28 protein-coding genes are annotated in these 14,079 nt (G+C 34.8%); all 28 read left to right on the top strand.

Translation table 11 applies throughout. The annotated features are described in order from the left end of the window. Position 1 precedes the first annotated feature (1 nt). The 28 genes from rplW to OEW74_RS05820 all read left to right on the top strand — a co-directional run bounded on the left by rplW (position 2) and on the right by OEW74_RS05820 (position 14,010). On the top strand, positions 2–292 hold the full coding sequence (gene rplW / locus OEW74_RS05685) for a 50S ribosomal protein L23 (RefSeq protein WP_047442263.1): 291 nt from the start codon (positions 2–4) through the stop codon (positions 290–292). Between the two features lie 22 nt (positions 293–314). Further along, complete coding sequence (gene rplB, locus OEW74_RS05690; RefSeq protein WP_265427575.1) at positions 315–1,136, top strand: 50S ribosomal protein L2; 822 nt, start codon at positions 315–317, stop codon at positions 1,134–1,136. 2 nt (positions 1,137–1,138) lie between these two features. Continuing rightward, entirely contained in the window at positions 1,139–1,417 is a 279-nt protein-coding gene (gene rpsS / locus OEW74_RS05695) for a 30S ribosomal protein S19 (protein WP_055861765.1), read from the top strand. Between the two features lie 2 nt (positions 1,418–1,419). Next, positions 1,420–1,818 carry a 50S ribosomal protein L22 gene (gene rplV, locus OEW74_RS05700; protein ID WP_066679843.1) on the top strand — a complete coding sequence of 133 codons (399 nt, stop codon included), beginning with the start codon at positions 1,420–1,422 and terminating at the stop codon, positions 1,816–1,818. An 8-nt stretch (positions 1,819–1,826) separates the two neighbouring features. Beyond that, a complete protein-coding gene (rpsC, locus tag OEW74_RS05705; RefSeq protein WP_265427576.1) occupies positions 1,827–2,564 on the top strand; it encodes a 30S ribosomal protein S3 in 738 nt (245 codons plus the stop codon). A gap of 104 nt (positions 2,565–2,668) precedes the next feature. Beyond that, positions 2,669–3,094 (top strand): 50S ribosomal protein L16, encoded by a 426-nt coding sequence (gene rplP, locus OEW74_RS05710; RefSeq protein WP_265427577.1) that lies wholly within the window; start codon positions 2,669–2,671, stop codon positions 3,092–3,094. Positions 3,095–3,106: 12 nt separating this feature from the next. Beyond that, positions 3,107–3,292 carry a 50S ribosomal protein L29 gene (gene rpmC, locus OEW74_RS05715; RefSeq protein ID WP_265427578.1) on the top strand — a complete coding sequence of 62 codons (186 nt, stop codon included), beginning with the start codon at positions 3,107–3,109 and terminating at the stop codon, positions 3,290–3,292. 14 nt (positions 3,293–3,306) lie between these two features. Then, complete coding sequence (gene rpsQ, locus OEW74_RS05720) at positions 3,307–3,561, top strand: 30S ribosomal protein S17 (protein ID WP_065400323.1); 255 nt, start codon at positions 3,307–3,309, stop codon at positions 3,559–3,561. A 2-nt stretch (positions 3,562–3,563) separates the two neighbouring features. After that, positions 3,564–3,932, top strand: coding sequence for a 50S ribosomal protein L14 (gene rplN, locus OEW74_RS05725; protein WP_034684837.1), 369 nt, complete (start codon positions 3,564–3,566; stop codon positions 3,930–3,932). 22 nt (positions 3,933–3,954) lie between these two features. Continuing rightward, on the top strand, positions 3,955–4,281 hold the full coding sequence (gene rplX / locus OEW74_RS05730; RefSeq protein ID WP_062650905.1) for a 50S ribosomal protein L24: 327 nt from the start codon (positions 3,955–3,957) through the stop codon (positions 4,279–4,281). Between the two features lie 13 nt (positions 4,282–4,294). Further along, on the top strand, positions 4,295–4,846 hold the full coding sequence (gene rplE / locus OEW74_RS05735) for a 50S ribosomal protein L5 (RefSeq protein WP_265427579.1): 552 nt from the start codon (positions 4,295–4,297) through the stop codon (positions 4,844–4,846). Between the two features lie 3 nt (positions 4,847–4,849). Then, positions 4,850–5,119 (top strand): 30S ribosomal protein S14, encoded by a 270-nt coding sequence (gene rpsN / locus OEW74_RS05740; RefSeq protein WP_047442254.1) that lies wholly within the window; start codon positions 4,850–4,852, stop codon positions 5,117–5,119. A 149-nt stretch (positions 5,120–5,268) separates the two neighbouring features. After that, positions 5,269–5,667, top strand: a complete 399-nt coding sequence (gene rpsH / locus OEW74_RS05745; protein ID WP_034678025.1) for a 30S ribosomal protein S8 — start codon at positions 5,269–5,271, stop codon at positions 5,665–5,667. A gap of 17 nt (positions 5,668–5,684) precedes the next feature. Beyond that, the gene (gene rplF, locus OEW74_RS05750) at positions 5,685–6,230 is read left to right on the top strand and encodes a 50S ribosomal protein L6 (protein ID WP_265427580.1); all 546 of its coding nucleotides are present in this window, start codon (positions 5,685–5,687) and stop codon (positions 6,228–6,230) included. Between the two features lie 14 nt (positions 6,231–6,244). Beyond that, positions 6,245–6,598 carry a 50S ribosomal protein L18 gene (gene rplR, locus OEW74_RS05755; protein ID WP_074230967.1) on the top strand — a complete coding sequence of 118 codons (354 nt, stop codon included), beginning with the start codon at positions 6,245–6,247 and terminating at the stop codon, positions 6,596–6,598. 18 nt (positions 6,599–6,616) lie between these two features. Then, positions 6,617–7,138: a 30S ribosomal protein S5 gene (gene rpsE, locus OEW74_RS05760; RefSeq protein ID WP_034678028.1), complete on the top strand. Its 522-nt coding sequence runs from the start codon at positions 6,617–6,619 to the stop codon at positions 7,136–7,138. 10 nt (positions 7,139–7,148) lie between these two features. After that, the gene (gene rpmD, locus OEW74_RS05765) at positions 7,149–7,325 is read left to right on the top strand and encodes a 50S ribosomal protein L30 (RefSeq protein ID WP_265427581.1); all 177 of its coding nucleotides are present in this window, start codon (positions 7,149–7,151) and stop codon (positions 7,323–7,325) included. A gap of 95 nt (positions 7,326–7,420) precedes the next feature. Continuing rightward, positions 7,421–7,870 carry a 50S ribosomal protein L15 gene (gene rplO, locus OEW74_RS05770; protein ID WP_265427582.1) on the top strand — a complete coding sequence of 150 codons (450 nt, stop codon included), beginning with the start codon at positions 7,421–7,423 and terminating at the stop codon, positions 7,868–7,870. 9 nt (positions 7,871–7,879) lie between these two features. Continuing rightward, positions 7,880–9,259, top strand: coding sequence for a preprotein translocase subunit SecY (gene secY, locus OEW74_RS05775; RefSeq protein WP_265427583.1), 1,380 nt, complete (start codon positions 7,880–7,882; stop codon positions 9,257–9,259). A 3-nt stretch (positions 9,260–9,262) separates the two neighbouring features. Next, complete coding sequence (gene infA / locus OEW74_RS05780; RefSeq protein WP_029297754.1) at positions 9,263–9,478, top strand: translation initiation factor IF-1; 216 nt, start codon at positions 9,263–9,265, stop codon at positions 9,476–9,478. A gap of 113 nt (positions 9,479–9,591) precedes the next feature. Continuing rightward, positions 9,592–9,708, top strand: a complete 117-nt coding sequence (gene rpmJ, locus OEW74_RS05785; RefSeq protein WP_007839480.1) for a 50S ribosomal protein L36 — start codon at positions 9,592–9,594, stop codon at positions 9,706–9,708. Between the two features lie 3 nt (positions 9,709–9,711). After that, a complete protein-coding gene (gene rpsM / locus OEW74_RS05790) occupies positions 9,712–10,089 on the top strand; it encodes a 30S ribosomal protein S13 (RefSeq protein ID WP_034678036.1) in 378 nt (125 codons plus the stop codon). A gap of 12 nt (positions 10,090–10,101) precedes the next feature. Continuing rightward, the gene (gene rpsK, locus OEW74_RS05795; protein WP_066679832.1) at positions 10,102–10,491 is read left to right on the top strand and encodes a 30S ribosomal protein S11; all 390 of its coding nucleotides are present in this window, start codon (positions 10,102–10,104) and stop codon (positions 10,489–10,491) included. 19 nt (positions 10,492–10,510) lie between these two features. After that, the gene (gene rpsD, locus OEW74_RS05800; protein ID WP_265427584.1) at positions 10,511–11,119 is read left to right on the top strand and encodes a 30S ribosomal protein S4; all 609 of its coding nucleotides are present in this window, start codon (positions 10,511–10,513) and stop codon (positions 11,117–11,119) included. A gap of 33 nt (positions 11,120–11,152) precedes the next feature. Continuing rightward, complete coding sequence (locus OEW74_RS05805; RefSeq protein ID WP_074230972.1) at positions 11,153–12,148, top strand: DNA-directed RNA polymerase subunit alpha; 996 nt, start codon at positions 11,153–11,155, stop codon at positions 12,146–12,148. Positions 12,149–12,154: 6 nt separating this feature from the next. Continuing rightward, entirely contained in the window at positions 12,155–12,682 is a 528-nt protein-coding gene (rplQ, locus tag OEW74_RS05810) for a 50S ribosomal protein L17 (protein WP_265427585.1), read from the top strand. A 277-nt stretch (positions 12,683–12,959) separates the two neighbouring features. After that, positions 12,960–13,175, top strand: coding sequence for a bacteriocin-like protein (locus tag OEW74_RS05815; protein ID WP_265427586.1), 216 nt, complete (start codon positions 12,960–12,962; stop codon positions 13,173–13,175). Between the two features lie 10 nt (positions 13,176–13,185). Next, a complete protein-coding gene (locus OEW74_RS05820; protein ID WP_265427587.1) occupies positions 13,186–14,010 on the top strand; it encodes a GLPGLI family protein in 825 nt (274 codons plus the stop codon). Positions 14,011–14,079: the final 69 nt, after the last annotated feature.

Below are 14,079 nucleotides of genomic sequence, written 5' to 3' on the forward strand. Positions count from 1 at the left end.
CATGTCACTAATTATTAAACCAGTTATTTCAGAAAAAGCAAACTATCTTACAGATTTAAGAGGTGCTTATTCTTTCTTAGTGCAACCTAAGGCGAATAAAATCCAGATTAAAAATGCAATAGAGCAAGCTTACGGTGTGAAAGTAGCAGACGTTAGAACCATGATTTATGCGCCTAAAGTTTCTTCGAAATACACGAAAAAAGGTCTTCAAGTAGGAAAGACAAACAAATTGAAAAAAGCGGTTATCACTCTTGCTGAAGGGGAAGTAATCGATATTTTTGCTGTAAATTAATTATTAATTATAAATAATAGTAATGTCTGTTAGAAAATTAAAACCTATCACCCCAGGACAGAGATTCAGAATTGTAAACAATTTTGAGGAAATTACTACCAACAAACCAGAGAAATCTCTAACTGTTGGTATTAGTAAGTCAGGTGGACGTAACCAAACTGGTAAAATGACCATGCGTTACACCGGAGGTGGACACAAAAAGAAATACAGAATTATCGACTTCAAAAGAAACAAGCATGATGTTGAAGCAACGGTAAAAACTGTAGAGTACGATCCAAACAGAACTGCTTTCATCGCTTTAGTGGAGTATGCAGACGGAGAGAAGAGATATATCATCGCTCCAAACGGAATCAAAGTTGACCAAAAAATTATTTCTGGCGAAAGCGTAGAACCGAACATCGGTAACGCAATGAAATTGAAAAACATTCCATTGGGTACTGTAATTTCTTGTGTTGAAATGAAGCCTGGTCAAGGTGCTATTTTAGCAAGAAGTGCTGGTTCTTCAGCTCAGTTAACTTCAAGAGACGGAAAATATGCAATCATCAAATTGCCTTCAGGAGAATCTAGAATGATCCTTACTGAGTGTTATGCAATGATTGGATCTGTATCTAACTCTGATCACCAGTTAACTGTATCAGGTAAGGCTGGTAGAAGCAGATGGTTAGGTAGAAGACCTAGAACAAGACCAGTAGTAATGAACCCTGTAGATCACCCAATGGGAGGTGGTGAAGGACGTTCTTCTGGAGGTCACCCAAGATCTAGAAACGGTAAACCAGCTAAAGGTTACAAAACTAGAAAGAAAAACAAAGTGTCTAACCGTTACATCGTATCTAAAAGAAAATAATTATGGCAAGATCACTTAAAAAAGGACCATTCATTCATCATACTTTAGATAAGAAGGTTCAGGCAAATGTAGAGTCTGGTAAAAAGACTGTTATCAAAACTTGGTCTAGAGCATCTATGATCTCTCCAGACTTTGTAGGACAAACTATTGCTGTACACAACGGGAAATCTTTTATCCCGGTTTACGTTACAGAAAACATGGTTGGTCATAAGCTAGGCGAATTTTCTCCAACAAGATCTTTCAGAGGTCATGGTGGTAACAAAAACAAAGGAAGCAGATAATCATGGGATCAAGAAAAAGAGAAAGTGCATTAGCACGTAAATTAACAAATCAAGATGTAGTAAAAGCATTACACAACGATTGCCCTTCATCTCCAAGAAAGATGAGATTAGTAGCTGATATCATCAGAGGGGTAGAAGTTGAAAAAGCTTTAAGCATCCTAAAATATTCGAAAAAAGACGCTTCAAACAAATTAGAGAAAGTACTTCTTTCTGCGATGGCTAACTGGCAATCTAAGAACGAAGGTGCAGATATCGAAGAAGCTAACCTTATCGTTAAAGAAATTTTTGTAGACAGTGCAAGACAATTGAAGAGACTAAGACCAGCTCCACAAGGTAGAGGGTACAGAATCAGAAAAAGATCAAACCACATTACACTAATCTTAGGAACAAAAGAAAATTAATTCAAGGTATGGGACAGAAGACAAATCCAATTGGTAACAGATTAGGTATCATCAGAGGATGGGATTCTAACTGGTTTGGCGGAAACGATTATGGAGACAGAATCGCGGAAGACTACAAAATCAGAAGATACCTTGAAGCAAGATTATCTAAAGGTGGAATTTCAAAAATTTATATTGAAAGAACACTTAAATTAGTAACCGTAACAATCACTACTGCTAGACCGGGACTTATCATCGGTAAAGGAGGTCAGGAAGTTGACAAGTTAAAAGAAGAATTGAAGAAACTTACTAAAAAGGATATTCAAATCAACATTTTCGAAATCAAAAGACCTGAGCTTGATGCAGTATTAGTTGCAGACAGTATCGCTAAGCAAATCGAAAACAGAATCTCTTACAGAAGAGCTGTGAAAATGGCTATCGCTTCTACAATGAGAATGGGTGCTGAAGGTATCAAAGTTCAAATCTCTGGTAGATTGAACGGTGCCGAAATGGCAAGATCTGAGTCTTTCAAAGACGGAAGAATCCCATTGTCTACTTTCAGAGCAGATATCGACTATCATATCGGTGAGGCATTAACTCAGTACGGTAAGTTAGGAGTTAAAGTTTGGATCATGAAAGGTGAAGTTTATGGTAAGAGAGAGCTTTCTCCTCTAGTAGGACAACAGAAAAAAGGTCCTTCAGGAGGTGGAAACAGAGGAGATAGAGATAACAGAAGACCTTCAAGAGATAAAAAAAATAATAATTAATTAGAAGTTAGGAGATAGAAATTAGAAATTAGATCTTCCGTTACAAGAACTGATTTAAATTTTATCTAACATCTAACATCTAACATCTAACATCTTATTAAATTATGTTACAACCAAAAAGAACCAAATTCCGTAGAGTTCATAAGATGAAAATGAAGGGGATTGCTCAAAGAGGTAATCAACTTGCTTATGGAACTTTCGGAATCAAAGCAACAGAAGGTGCTTGGATCACTGCAAGACAAATTGAAGCTGCACGTATCGCTGCTACAAGATATATGAAGAGAGAAGGTCAACTATGGATCAAAATCTTCCCAGATAAGCCAATTACTAAAAAACCAGCGGAAGTACGTATGGGTAAAGGTAAAGGTGCTGTGGAATATTGGGTAGCTGTAGTAAAACCTGGTAAAATTATGTTTGAAGTTGGAGGTGTACCTTACGATATCGCTAAGGAAGCTTTAAGACTTGCTGCACAAAAACTACCGGTAGTTACCAAATTTGTAGTTGCTAACGATTTTGTTAAACCTCTTTAATCTCTGAATACAATGAAACAAGCTGAAATTAAAAATCTAAGCCTTGAAGATGTTCAAGCTAAATTGGCTGAAGCTAAAGCTGCTTTCTCTAAAATGAAATTGGCTCACAAAATCAGTCCACTTGAAAATCCGATCCAAATCAGAGATTTAAGAAAAACAATCGCAAGATTAAATACTGAGTTAACTAACAAACAATAATATTCCTTTTTACAATGGATAGAAATTTAAGAAAAGAAAGAATCGGAGTGGTTTCCAGCAATAAAATGGAAAAAACTATTGTTGTTAGTGAAACGACTAGAGTAAAACACCCGATGTACGGTAAATTCGTTTTGAAAACGAAAAAATATACTGCACACGACGAGAACAACGAATGCGCAGAAGGAGATACAGTTCTTATCCAAGAAACTAGACCTTTAAGCAAGAGTAAGAGATGGAGATTAGTAAGAATCATTGAAAAAGCTAAGTAATAATGTTACAAACAGAATCAAGATTAAAAGTTGCTGATAACACAGGTGCAAAAGAAGTACTAGTTATTAGAGTTCTGGGAGGAACCAGAAGAAGATATGCTTCAGTTGGTGATAAAATCGTAGTTACTATTAAAGATTCTACACCATCAGGAAACGCAAAAAAAGGTCAGGTATCTAAAGCAGTTGTAGTAAGAACTAAAAAAGCAGTAAGAAGAAAAGATGGTTCATACATCAAATTCGAAGACAATGCTTGTGTATTACTAAATGCTGGAGGAGAAATGAGAGGAACACGTGTTTTCGGACCTGTTGCTCGTGAGTTGAGAGACAAAGAATATATGAAAATCATTTCATTAGCTCCTGAAGTACTTTAATATTTAAAATTTTTTAAAAAAAATGTCAAAGTTAAAAATAAAAAGAGGAGATAACGTAATCGTAACTACAGGTAAGAAAGGTCTTAAAGGTAGTACTGGTGAAGTTATTGAAGTGATCAAAAAAGAAGGAAGAGACCCTAGAGTTATCGTTGCAGGACTTAACATCGTTAAAAAACACGTTAAGCCTTCAGCTTCTAACCCTCAAGGAGGAATCACTGAGAAGGAAGCTTCTATTCATATCTCAAACGTAGCTTTAGTTGGTAAAGACGGAAAAGCTATCAAAATCGGTTACAAAATCGAAGGAGATAAGAAAGTAAGAATCAACAAAAAAACGGGTGAAACTTTATAATTTTAAATAACACATGGAATATATAGCAAGACCCAAAAAAGCATATAAAGAAACGATTGTTCCAGCAATGATGGAAGAATTCGGATACAAATCAGTAATGCAGGTACCAAGACTAGAGAAAATTATTTTATCTCAAGGTTTAGGAGACGCTACTGCTGATAAAAAGATCATCGATTATGCTGTAGAAGAACTTACAAATATCACAGGTCAAAAGGCTGTTGGTACTATCTCTAAGAAAGATGAAGCTGCTTTCAAATTAAGAAAAGGTATGCCTGTAGGAGCTAAAGTAACTCTTAGATCTACAAAAATGTACGAATTCTTAGACAGACTTACTTCTTCTGCTTTGCCACGTATCAGAGATTTTTCTGGTATCAAGGCTGATGGTTTCGACGGTAGAGGTAACTATAACTTAGGGATTACTGAGCAGATTATCTTCCCAGAGATCGTAATCGACAAAGTAAAGAAAATCCAAGGTATGGATATCACTTTCGTTACAACTGCGAAAACAGATAAAGAAGCTAAAGCATTATTAACTCACTTCGGTTTACCATTCAAAAAGAACTAAGAAATGGCTAAAGAATCAATGAAAGCGCGTGAGCGCAAAAGAGAAGCTACTGTAGCTAAATACGCTGAAAAAAGAAAAGCTCTTAAAGAAGCAGGTGATTATGAAGGACTTCAGAAATTACCTAAAAACGCTTCTCCGGTAAGACTACACAACAGATGTAAACTTACAGGTAGACCAAGAGGATACATGAGAACGTTTGGTATTTCCAGAGTAACTTTCAGAGAAATGGCAAACAACGGTCTTATCCCGGGAGTTAAAAAAGCTAGTTGGTAATAATTACTAATTAAAAAATCGGGACAATTAAGTTGTCGAGATACTAAAGAATAAAAATATCAGACCTAAGATTTTCTGAAGTCTGATATTTTAATCTTCAAGTCTTTTCAAAACTGATTGTTCTTTAACCAATAATTTAAAACAAAGAAATGGTAACAGATCCAATTTCAGATTTCCTAACTAGAGTAAGGAACGCACAAAGCGCAGGCCACAAAGTGGTGGAAATTCCTGCATCGAAAATCAAAAAGGAGATTACTAAGATTTTATTTGATCAAGGGTATATCTTAAACTACAAGTTTGAAGATAACGCTGTTCAAGGAAACATCAAAATCGCTTTGAAGTACGATAAGCAAACTAACAAACCAGCTATTAAGTCTATCCAAAGAGCTTCTAGACCAGGTTTGAGACAGTACAAAGGTTCAGGTGAACTTCCAAGAGTACTAAACGGTTTGGGTATTTCTATCATCTCTACTTCTAAAGGAGTAATGACTGACAAGAAAGCAAGAGAAGAAAAAGTAGGCGGTGAAGTAATCTGCTATGTTTATTAATTTTTAATCAAAGGAAAATGTCAAGAATTGGTAAAGCAATTATAACAATTCCTGCTGGTGTTACAATCACTGAAAAAGAAGGTGTAGTAACAGTAAAAGGTCCTAAAGGAGAACTTTCTCAGGAGCTTACAGAAGGAATTACTATTGAGCAAAAAGATGGAGAACTTAACGTTAACAGACCATCTGATGCTAAACAACACAAAGCGCTTCACGGTTTATACAGAGCGTTGATCAACAACATGATCACTGGTGTTAATACAGGTTTCGAAAAGAAACTAGAATTAGTAGGGGTAGGATACAGAGCAGCTCATGCAGGTCAAAAACTTGAGTTGGCTTTAGGATTCTCTCACGGTATCGTTTTAGAACTTCCTAACGAAGTAAAAGTTGATACATTGACTGAAAAAGGTAAAAACCCAATTATTACTTTAACGTCTCACGACAACCAACTTCTAGGGATGGTAGCTGCAAAGATCAGATCTTTCAGAAAGCCTGAACCATACAAAGGAAAAGGTGTGAAATTCGTAGGAGAAATTGTAAGACGTAAAGCTGGTAAATCTGCTTAATAAAATTTAAGAAAATGGCACTAAGTAAATTAGAAAAAAGAATAAGAATCAAAAGAAGAGTAAGAGGAAAAATCTCTGGATCTGCTGATTTGCCAAGATTATCTGTATATAAGAGTAATAAGGAAATTTACGCTCAGTTAATCGACGATAAAGACGGAAAAACTTTAGCATCAGCTTCTTCTAGAGAGAAAGGTGTAGATGCTAACGGAACAAAAAGTGAAGTTTCTGCTGCTGTAGGTAAAGCAATCGCTGCTAAAGCCCTTGCTGCAGGAATTGAAAATATTGTATTTGATAGAAACGGATTCGTATACCACGGTAGAGTGAAAGCTTTAGCTGACGGTGCGAGAGAAGGTGGACTTAAATTCTAATCATTAAATTTCGGAAATATGTTAGGACTAGATAATATAGAAAGAGTAAAACCGGGAGGATTAGAACTTAAAGATCGTCTCGTAGCTGTTAATAGAGTAACAAAAGTAACTAAAGGAGGTAGAGCTTTCGGATTTTCTGCAATTGTTGTTGTAGGAGACGAAGCTGGAACTATCGGTTTTGGTTTAGGAAAATCTAAGGAAGTTGCTTCTGCTATTGCTAAGGCTGTAGAAGATGCTAAGAAAAACTTAGTAAAAGTTCCTGTAATGAACCATACTATCCCTCACCAAACTACTGCTAGATACGGTGGTGCAGATATCTTCTTGAGACCTGCTTCTCACGGTACAGGGCTTATCGCAGGTGGTGCGGTAAGAGCGGTACTAGAATCTGCTGGTATCCACGATATCCTTTCAAAATCTAAAGGATCTTCAAACCCTCACAATGTAGTAAAGGCTACTTTCAAAGCATTGTTAGACATCAGAAGACCAGAAGAAATTGCAAGAATGAGAGGAGTTTCTCTAACTAAAGTGTTTAACGGTTAATAAATAAACAATGGCAACAATTAAAGTAAAGCAAGTAAGAAGCGCTATTGGTAGAACAAAAAACCAAAAGAGAACGCTTGAAGCATTAGGATTTAAGAAACTTCACCAAGTTGTAGAACACGAAGCTACGCCTTCTATCTTAGGAATGATAGCTACAGTTAGCCACTTACTTGAAGTTCAGAAATAATTAAAAAATTCAAAGATTAAAAGATTAAAATATTCTTTCTATCTTAGGCGGAATTTTTAATCTTTAAATTATTAATCTTTAAATCAATAAAAAAAATGAATTTAAACAACATAAAGCCTGCTGCAGGTTCTACATTCAGTTCAAAAAGAATTGGTAGAGGACAAGGTAGTGGAAAAGGAGGTACTTCTACAAAAGGTCACAAAGGTCAGAAAGCAAGAGCTGGTTATTCTCAGAAAATCGGTTTTGAAGGAGGTCAGATGCCTTTGCAAAGAAGATTACCTAAATTCGGATTCAAAAACGTAAACAGAAAAGAGTTTAGAGGTATTAATCTTGATACAATCCAAATTTTAATTGAAAATAAATCTATTACAGGAGATATTACAAGAGAAGTTATGATTGAGAACGGATTAATCACTAAAAACGAATTAGTGAAAATTATGGGGAGAGGTGAATTGAAATCAGCGGTTTCAATTTCTGCAGACAAATTCACTAAATCTGCTGAAGAGCTTATTGCTAAAGCAGGTGGAAAAGCAATTACCTTATAATAATTACTAATGAAAGAATTTATACAAACCCTCAAAAATATTTGGAGCCTTAAAGAACTTAGAGATAAAATTCTCTTCACTTTAGGTATTATCCTTGTGTATAGATTCGCATCTTTCATCTCACTTCCTGCGATTAACCTTGCAGAAGTAGGTGATCTCTTAGAGCATTATAAAAATCAAGGCGGTAACAAGCAAGGAGCAGGTCTCCTTGGCTTGCTTTCGTCGTTTACAGGAGGAGCTTTCAGCCACGCTTCTGTAATGGCGTTGGGTATCATGCCTTATATTTCTGCTTCTATTATTGTTCAGTTGATGGGGATGGCAATTCCTTATCTTCAGAAACTTCAAAAAGACGGAGAGTCTGGTAGAAACACATTGAATCAAATTACTAGATGGTTAACGATTGGGGTTTGTCTTGTACAGGCACCTTCTTATTTAACATCTATTACTCAGTTGTTCCTTCCTTATGCTCAGTTCCAGTCTGCATATTTTGTAGATCCAAACTCTATTATGTTCTGGTTACCAAGTATTGTTATCTTGGTTGCAGGTTCTGTATTTGCAATGTGGTTAGGTGAAAAAATTACCGATAAAGGTATTGGAAATGGTATTTCTATCCTTATTATGGTTGGTATTTTATCTAGATTACCAGAAGCATTTGTACAGGAAATTGCAGTACAGAACGGAAAAGGAGGATTAGGTTCTATCATGATTATGATTGAAGTAATATTCTGGATGTTGGTGGTTCTTTTAGCAGTAGTATTATCTGTTGCAGTAAGAAAAATCCCTATTCAGTATGTAAGCAGAGCTCAGGCAAGAGGAGGTGTAAATAGAAATCTAATGCAGGGAGCAAGACAGTGGATCCCGCTAAAAGTTAACGCAGCTGGTGTAATGCCAATTATCTTTGCTCAGGCATTGATGTTTGTACCTGGTTTGTTGACCAAAGTAGACGAGTCTAATACTTTTCTTGCAGGTTTCAAAAATGTTTTTAGCTGGCAATACAACGTATTGTTTGCGCTATTAATTATTATCTTTTCATTTTTCTATACCGCAATTACAATTCCGGTAAACCAAATGGCCGATGATCTTAAGAGAAATGGTGGTTTGGTACCTAAAGTAAGACCCGGTAAAGAGACTGCTGATTATCTAGATGATATTTTATCAAAAATTACTTTGCCAGGTGCAATATTTTTATCTATCTTTGCAGTCCTTCCGGCAATAGTGCATGGAAGTCTTGTTCAGACAGATGCGTTCGCCCTATTTTTCGGGGGAACTTCGTTGCTAATTATGGTTGGAGTAGTATTAGATACCGTTCAACAGATTAACACTTATCTGCTGAATCATCATTATGATGGCTTAATGCAGTCTAAATTATCAAGATCGACTGGATATTAATTTATGGCAAAACAAAAACATATCGAACAAGATGGCGTTATAACGGAAGCACTTTCGAACGCTCAGTTCCGTGTAGAGCTAGAAAACGGGCATGTACTTATTGCTCATATCTCTGGCAAAATGCGTATGCATTATATTAAACTATTACCTGGTGATAAGGTAAAATTAGAAATGTCTCCTTACGATCTTTCGAAGGGGAGAATTACATTTAGATATTAAAACAAATGCCAAATGGAATCTTCGGATCTCCATTTGGCTCTTGTTGAAAATAAATATTTTCAAACGGAATCTTATGATTTTGTTTGATTATTGAAAAAATATAAATATTTCAAATGAAAGTTAGAGCATCAATTAAAAAAAGAAGTGCTGATTGCAAAATCGTTCGTAGAAAAGGCGTTCTATTTGTAATCAACAAGAAAAACCCAAAATTTAAACAAAGACAAGGCTAAATTATGGCGAGAATTTCAGGTATTGATTTACCAAAAAACAAAAGAGGTGTTATCGGTTTAACTTATATCTATGGAGTTGGAAGAAGTACTTCTTCTGAAATCCTTAAGGCTGCCGGTATCAGCGAAGACAAGAAAGTCAACGAATGGAATGACGATGAATTGGCTGCAATCAGAACTTATATCTCAGAAAACATTAAAGTTGAGGGAGAGCTTAGATCTGAAGTGCAATTGAACATCAAGAGATTGATGGACATAGGATGCCAACGAGGAATACGTCACAGACTAGGACTACCTTTAAGAGGCCAGAGAACGAAAAACAACTCTAGAACCCGTAAAGGAAAGAGAAAAACTGTTGCTAACAAGAAAAAAGCAAGTAAATAATCGTTAGGAATTATGGCAAAACAAACTAAAGTAGTTAAAAAAAGAAAAGTAAAAGTTGAGGCTATAGGAGAAGCGCATATTCAAGCTTCTTTCAATAACATCATCATTTCTTTAACAAATAAAAGCGGAGAGGTTATCTCTTGGGCATCTGCCGGTAAAATGGGGTTCAGAGGTTCTAAAAAGAACACTCCTTTTGCTGCTCAAATGGCAGCAGAAAATTGCTCTACTGTAGCTCACGAAGCTGGTCTTAGAAGAGTAAAGGTGTATGTGAAAGGTCCAGGTGCAGGTAGAGAATCTGCGATCAGAACTATTCACAATTCAGGTATCGAAGTTAGCGAAATTATTGACGTTACTCCTATGCCACACAATGGATGTAGACCACCGAAAAGAAGAAGAGTTTAATTTTTAGAATTTACCCATTATGGCAAGATATATTGGACCTAAAACTAAGATTGCTAGAAAGTTTGGTGCTGCAATCTACGGAGATGATAAAAACTTCGAGAAAAGAAAAAACCAACCGCCAGGACAACACGGTCCTAACAAAAGAAGAGGTGCTAAAAAATCAGAATATGCAGTTCAGTTAGCTGAAAAACAAAAAGCTAAATATACTTACGGTATTTTAGAAAGACAGTTTGCTAATTTATTTGAAAAAGCACACAGAAGTAAAGGTGTAACAGGTGAAGTTCTATTACAGCTTTGCGAATCAAGATTGGATAACGTTGTATACAGATTAGGTTTTGCTAAAACCAGATCTGGTGCAAGACAGTTAACTTCTCACAGACACATCACTGTGAATGGTGAGATCCTTAACATTCCATCTTATTTAGTGAAAGCTGGTGATGTAATCGCTGTAAGAGAAAAATCTAAATCTCTAGAGGTTGTTGCTGATGCTTTGGCATCAAAATCAAACTATGAGTGGTTACAATTCAACGACGAGAAAAAAGAAGGTACCTTCATTTCTGCTCCTGAAAGAATCCAAATCCCGGAAGACATCAAGGAACAGCTTATCGTCGAACTTTACTCTAAATAATTTTTTAATCAATTTTTTGCTCAACCCAACAATATGGCAATTTTACAATTCATAAAACCCGATAAAGTAATTCTACTTAACTCTGATGAATTTAAAGGTCAATTCGAATTTCGTCCTTTAGAACCAGGTTTCGGGCTTACAATCGGTAATGCTTTGAGAAGAGTGTTGCTTTCTTCTCTGGAAGGATACGCTATTTCATCTATCAAAATAGAAGGTGTAGAGCACGAATTTTCAACTATCCCAGGAGTAATTGAAGACGTTACCGAAATTATTCTTAACCTTAAGCAGGTAAGACTTAAAGCTACAGCAGAAAACCAAGCTTCAGAGCAGGTGGTTGCTAAAGTTTCTGGTCAAACTGTTATTACTGCTGGAGATTTAGGACAGTCTATCAACGGATTTGAAATCTTGAATCCAGACTTGATGATCTGTAATCTAAACTCTGACGTTACTTTTGAAATTACGTTTAATATAGAAAAGGGAAGAGGATATGTTCCTTCTGAACAAAACAAATCAAACAATGCACCTGTAGGTACTATTGCTATTGATTCTATCTTTACGCCGATCAAAAAAGTACAGTATAGTATTGAAAATTACCGTGTAGAGCAAAAAACAGACTACGAAAAACTAGTATTAGATATAGAAACTGATGGCTCAATCAGCCCTCAGAATGCTTTAACTGAAGCTTCTAAGATATTAATTTATCACTTCATGTTGTTCTCTGATGAGAGAATCACTTTGGAGACTGAAGCGGTGAAAGCATCTATCCAATACGATGAAGAAACTCTTCACACAAGACAACTATTGAAGTCTAAATTAGCAGATATGGATCTTTCTGTAAGAGCCCTAAACTGTCTGAAAGCAGCTGAAGTAGAAACTCTAGGTGAGCTTGTTTCTTATAGTAAGTCTGATTTGATGAAATTCAGAAATTTTGGTAAAAAATCTTTGACAGAACTAGAAGAATTGGTGCATTCAAAAGGTCTTAACTTCGGTTTCGACGTTGCAAAATATAAATTAGACGCTGATAATTAAATAATAATGAGACACGGTAAAAAATTCAATCACTTAGGAAGAACTTCTTCTCACAGAAGCGCGTTACTTTCTAATATGGCTTGTTCTCTAATTGAGCATAAAAGAATCAACACTACTGTAGCTAAAGCAAAAGCTTTAAGAGTATATGTTGAGCCTCTATTAACTAAAGCAAAAGAAGATACTACTCACAACAGAAGAATTGTTTTCGCATATCTTCAAAATAAAGAAGCGGTTACTGAATTGTTCAGAACTGTAGCTCCGAAAATCGCTGAAAGAAACGGTGGTTATACGAGAATCATCAAAACTGGTTTCAGACCTGGTGATGCTGCAGATACTGCTTTGATCGAGTTAGTTGATTTCAACGAGCTTTACAACCCTAATGCTGAAGAGAAGAAGACTACAAGAAGAAGCAGAAGATCTACAACAGCTACTAAAAAAGAAGCTGTAGTTGCTGAAGCTCCTGTAGTAGAAGAAAAAGTAGAAGAGCCAAAAGCTGAAACTACTGATTCTACAGAAGAGAAAGCTGGAGAATAATATTCATCCGGATATAAATAAAAAAACCGTTCAGATTTCTGAGCGGTTTTTTATGTTTAAAAAATTAAACTTTCATTTTTCTGTAACTTTTTAAAGTATTATAATATGTATTTCAATATTTTTTTGTTAAATATATTTAACAAATTGAATTAATAAGTGGTTGAAAATGTTAATTATACGATTTTTCTAAATTAAATTTGGAAATGATAATCTTATTTTTTAGTTTTGAAAAACACTTTTCAACGAGAAAAGTATAAACAAATTAAAATTATTATTTATGAAAAATTTAAAAAAAATTTCGAGAAAAAATTTAAAAGAAATTTATGGCGGTGGAGGCGCAGAGTTTGATTTAGGATTTGATGATGGAACTGGTGGAGGTGAGAGTTGTAAACAATGTGTAGCATGTTCTAACAGACAAGGAAGCCAATCTTGTTATACTGATCCAGGAGGAGACTGTGGAAAAGCATTGAGTATGGCAAAAGAATTATGCTAATATCTTGTGAATGTATAAATATTTTCTTTTTTTCTTTTTTTTAATTCAATATTCTTATTCTCAAAACTATAGAATAATGTATGACTTCAGTTATAAACTGGACTCGTTGAAACAAAACAGTGATAATATTGAAATGGTACTTGATGTGCAAAAAGATTACTCAAAGTTTTATTATAAAAAACTAATTAAACTAGATTCTTTATTGAAAAATGGAGGTGTTATTTCTTATACTTTTCCTATACAGCAAGTCTTAAAAAGAAAAATAGGTTCTTTTAAGAACGAAAATTTTGTAAATTTAGAAGATAAATACTACAATTATATTTCTTTAGATGAGATCAACTGGAAAATACTATCTCAAACAAAATTTTCAAATAATTATAAATTACAAAAAGCTGAGACTATTTGGGGCGGGCGAAAATGGATAGCTTGGTTCTCTCCTGAAATACCTGTTTCAGAAGGACCATATAAATTTAGAGGACTACCGGGTTTAATATTTGAAGTTAAAGATTCAAAAGATAATTTTAATTATAAATTAACTTCTATTAATAAAATATTGTCAAAGTATGATACTTCTAATATTGTTGAATCTAATTTAGGTGTAAATCCAATATCTATTACATTACAGCAATATCAGAAATTATTAATAGATAACTATAATAATCCATTCAGTGAATATTATACAATGAAAGAAGGAACTTGGGGACTAACTATATTTGATAAGCATATTAGCAATTTAGAAGGTTTAAAAAGTATTAAAAAAGATTATCAACTTCAAATTATAAATAATTATAATCCTATAGAATTAGATAAAGCTGTCAAATATAAAGTAGATTAATGCATAAAAACCGTTCAGATTCTGAAACGGTTTTTTTTTGCAAATGATTCTTTGGAAATTAATTAGAGG

The organism is Chryseobacterium sp. YIM B08800 (assembly GCF_026163565.1).
Taxonomy (GTDB): Bacteria; Bacteroidota; Bacteroidia; order Flavobacteriales; family Weeksellaceae; genus Chryseobacterium.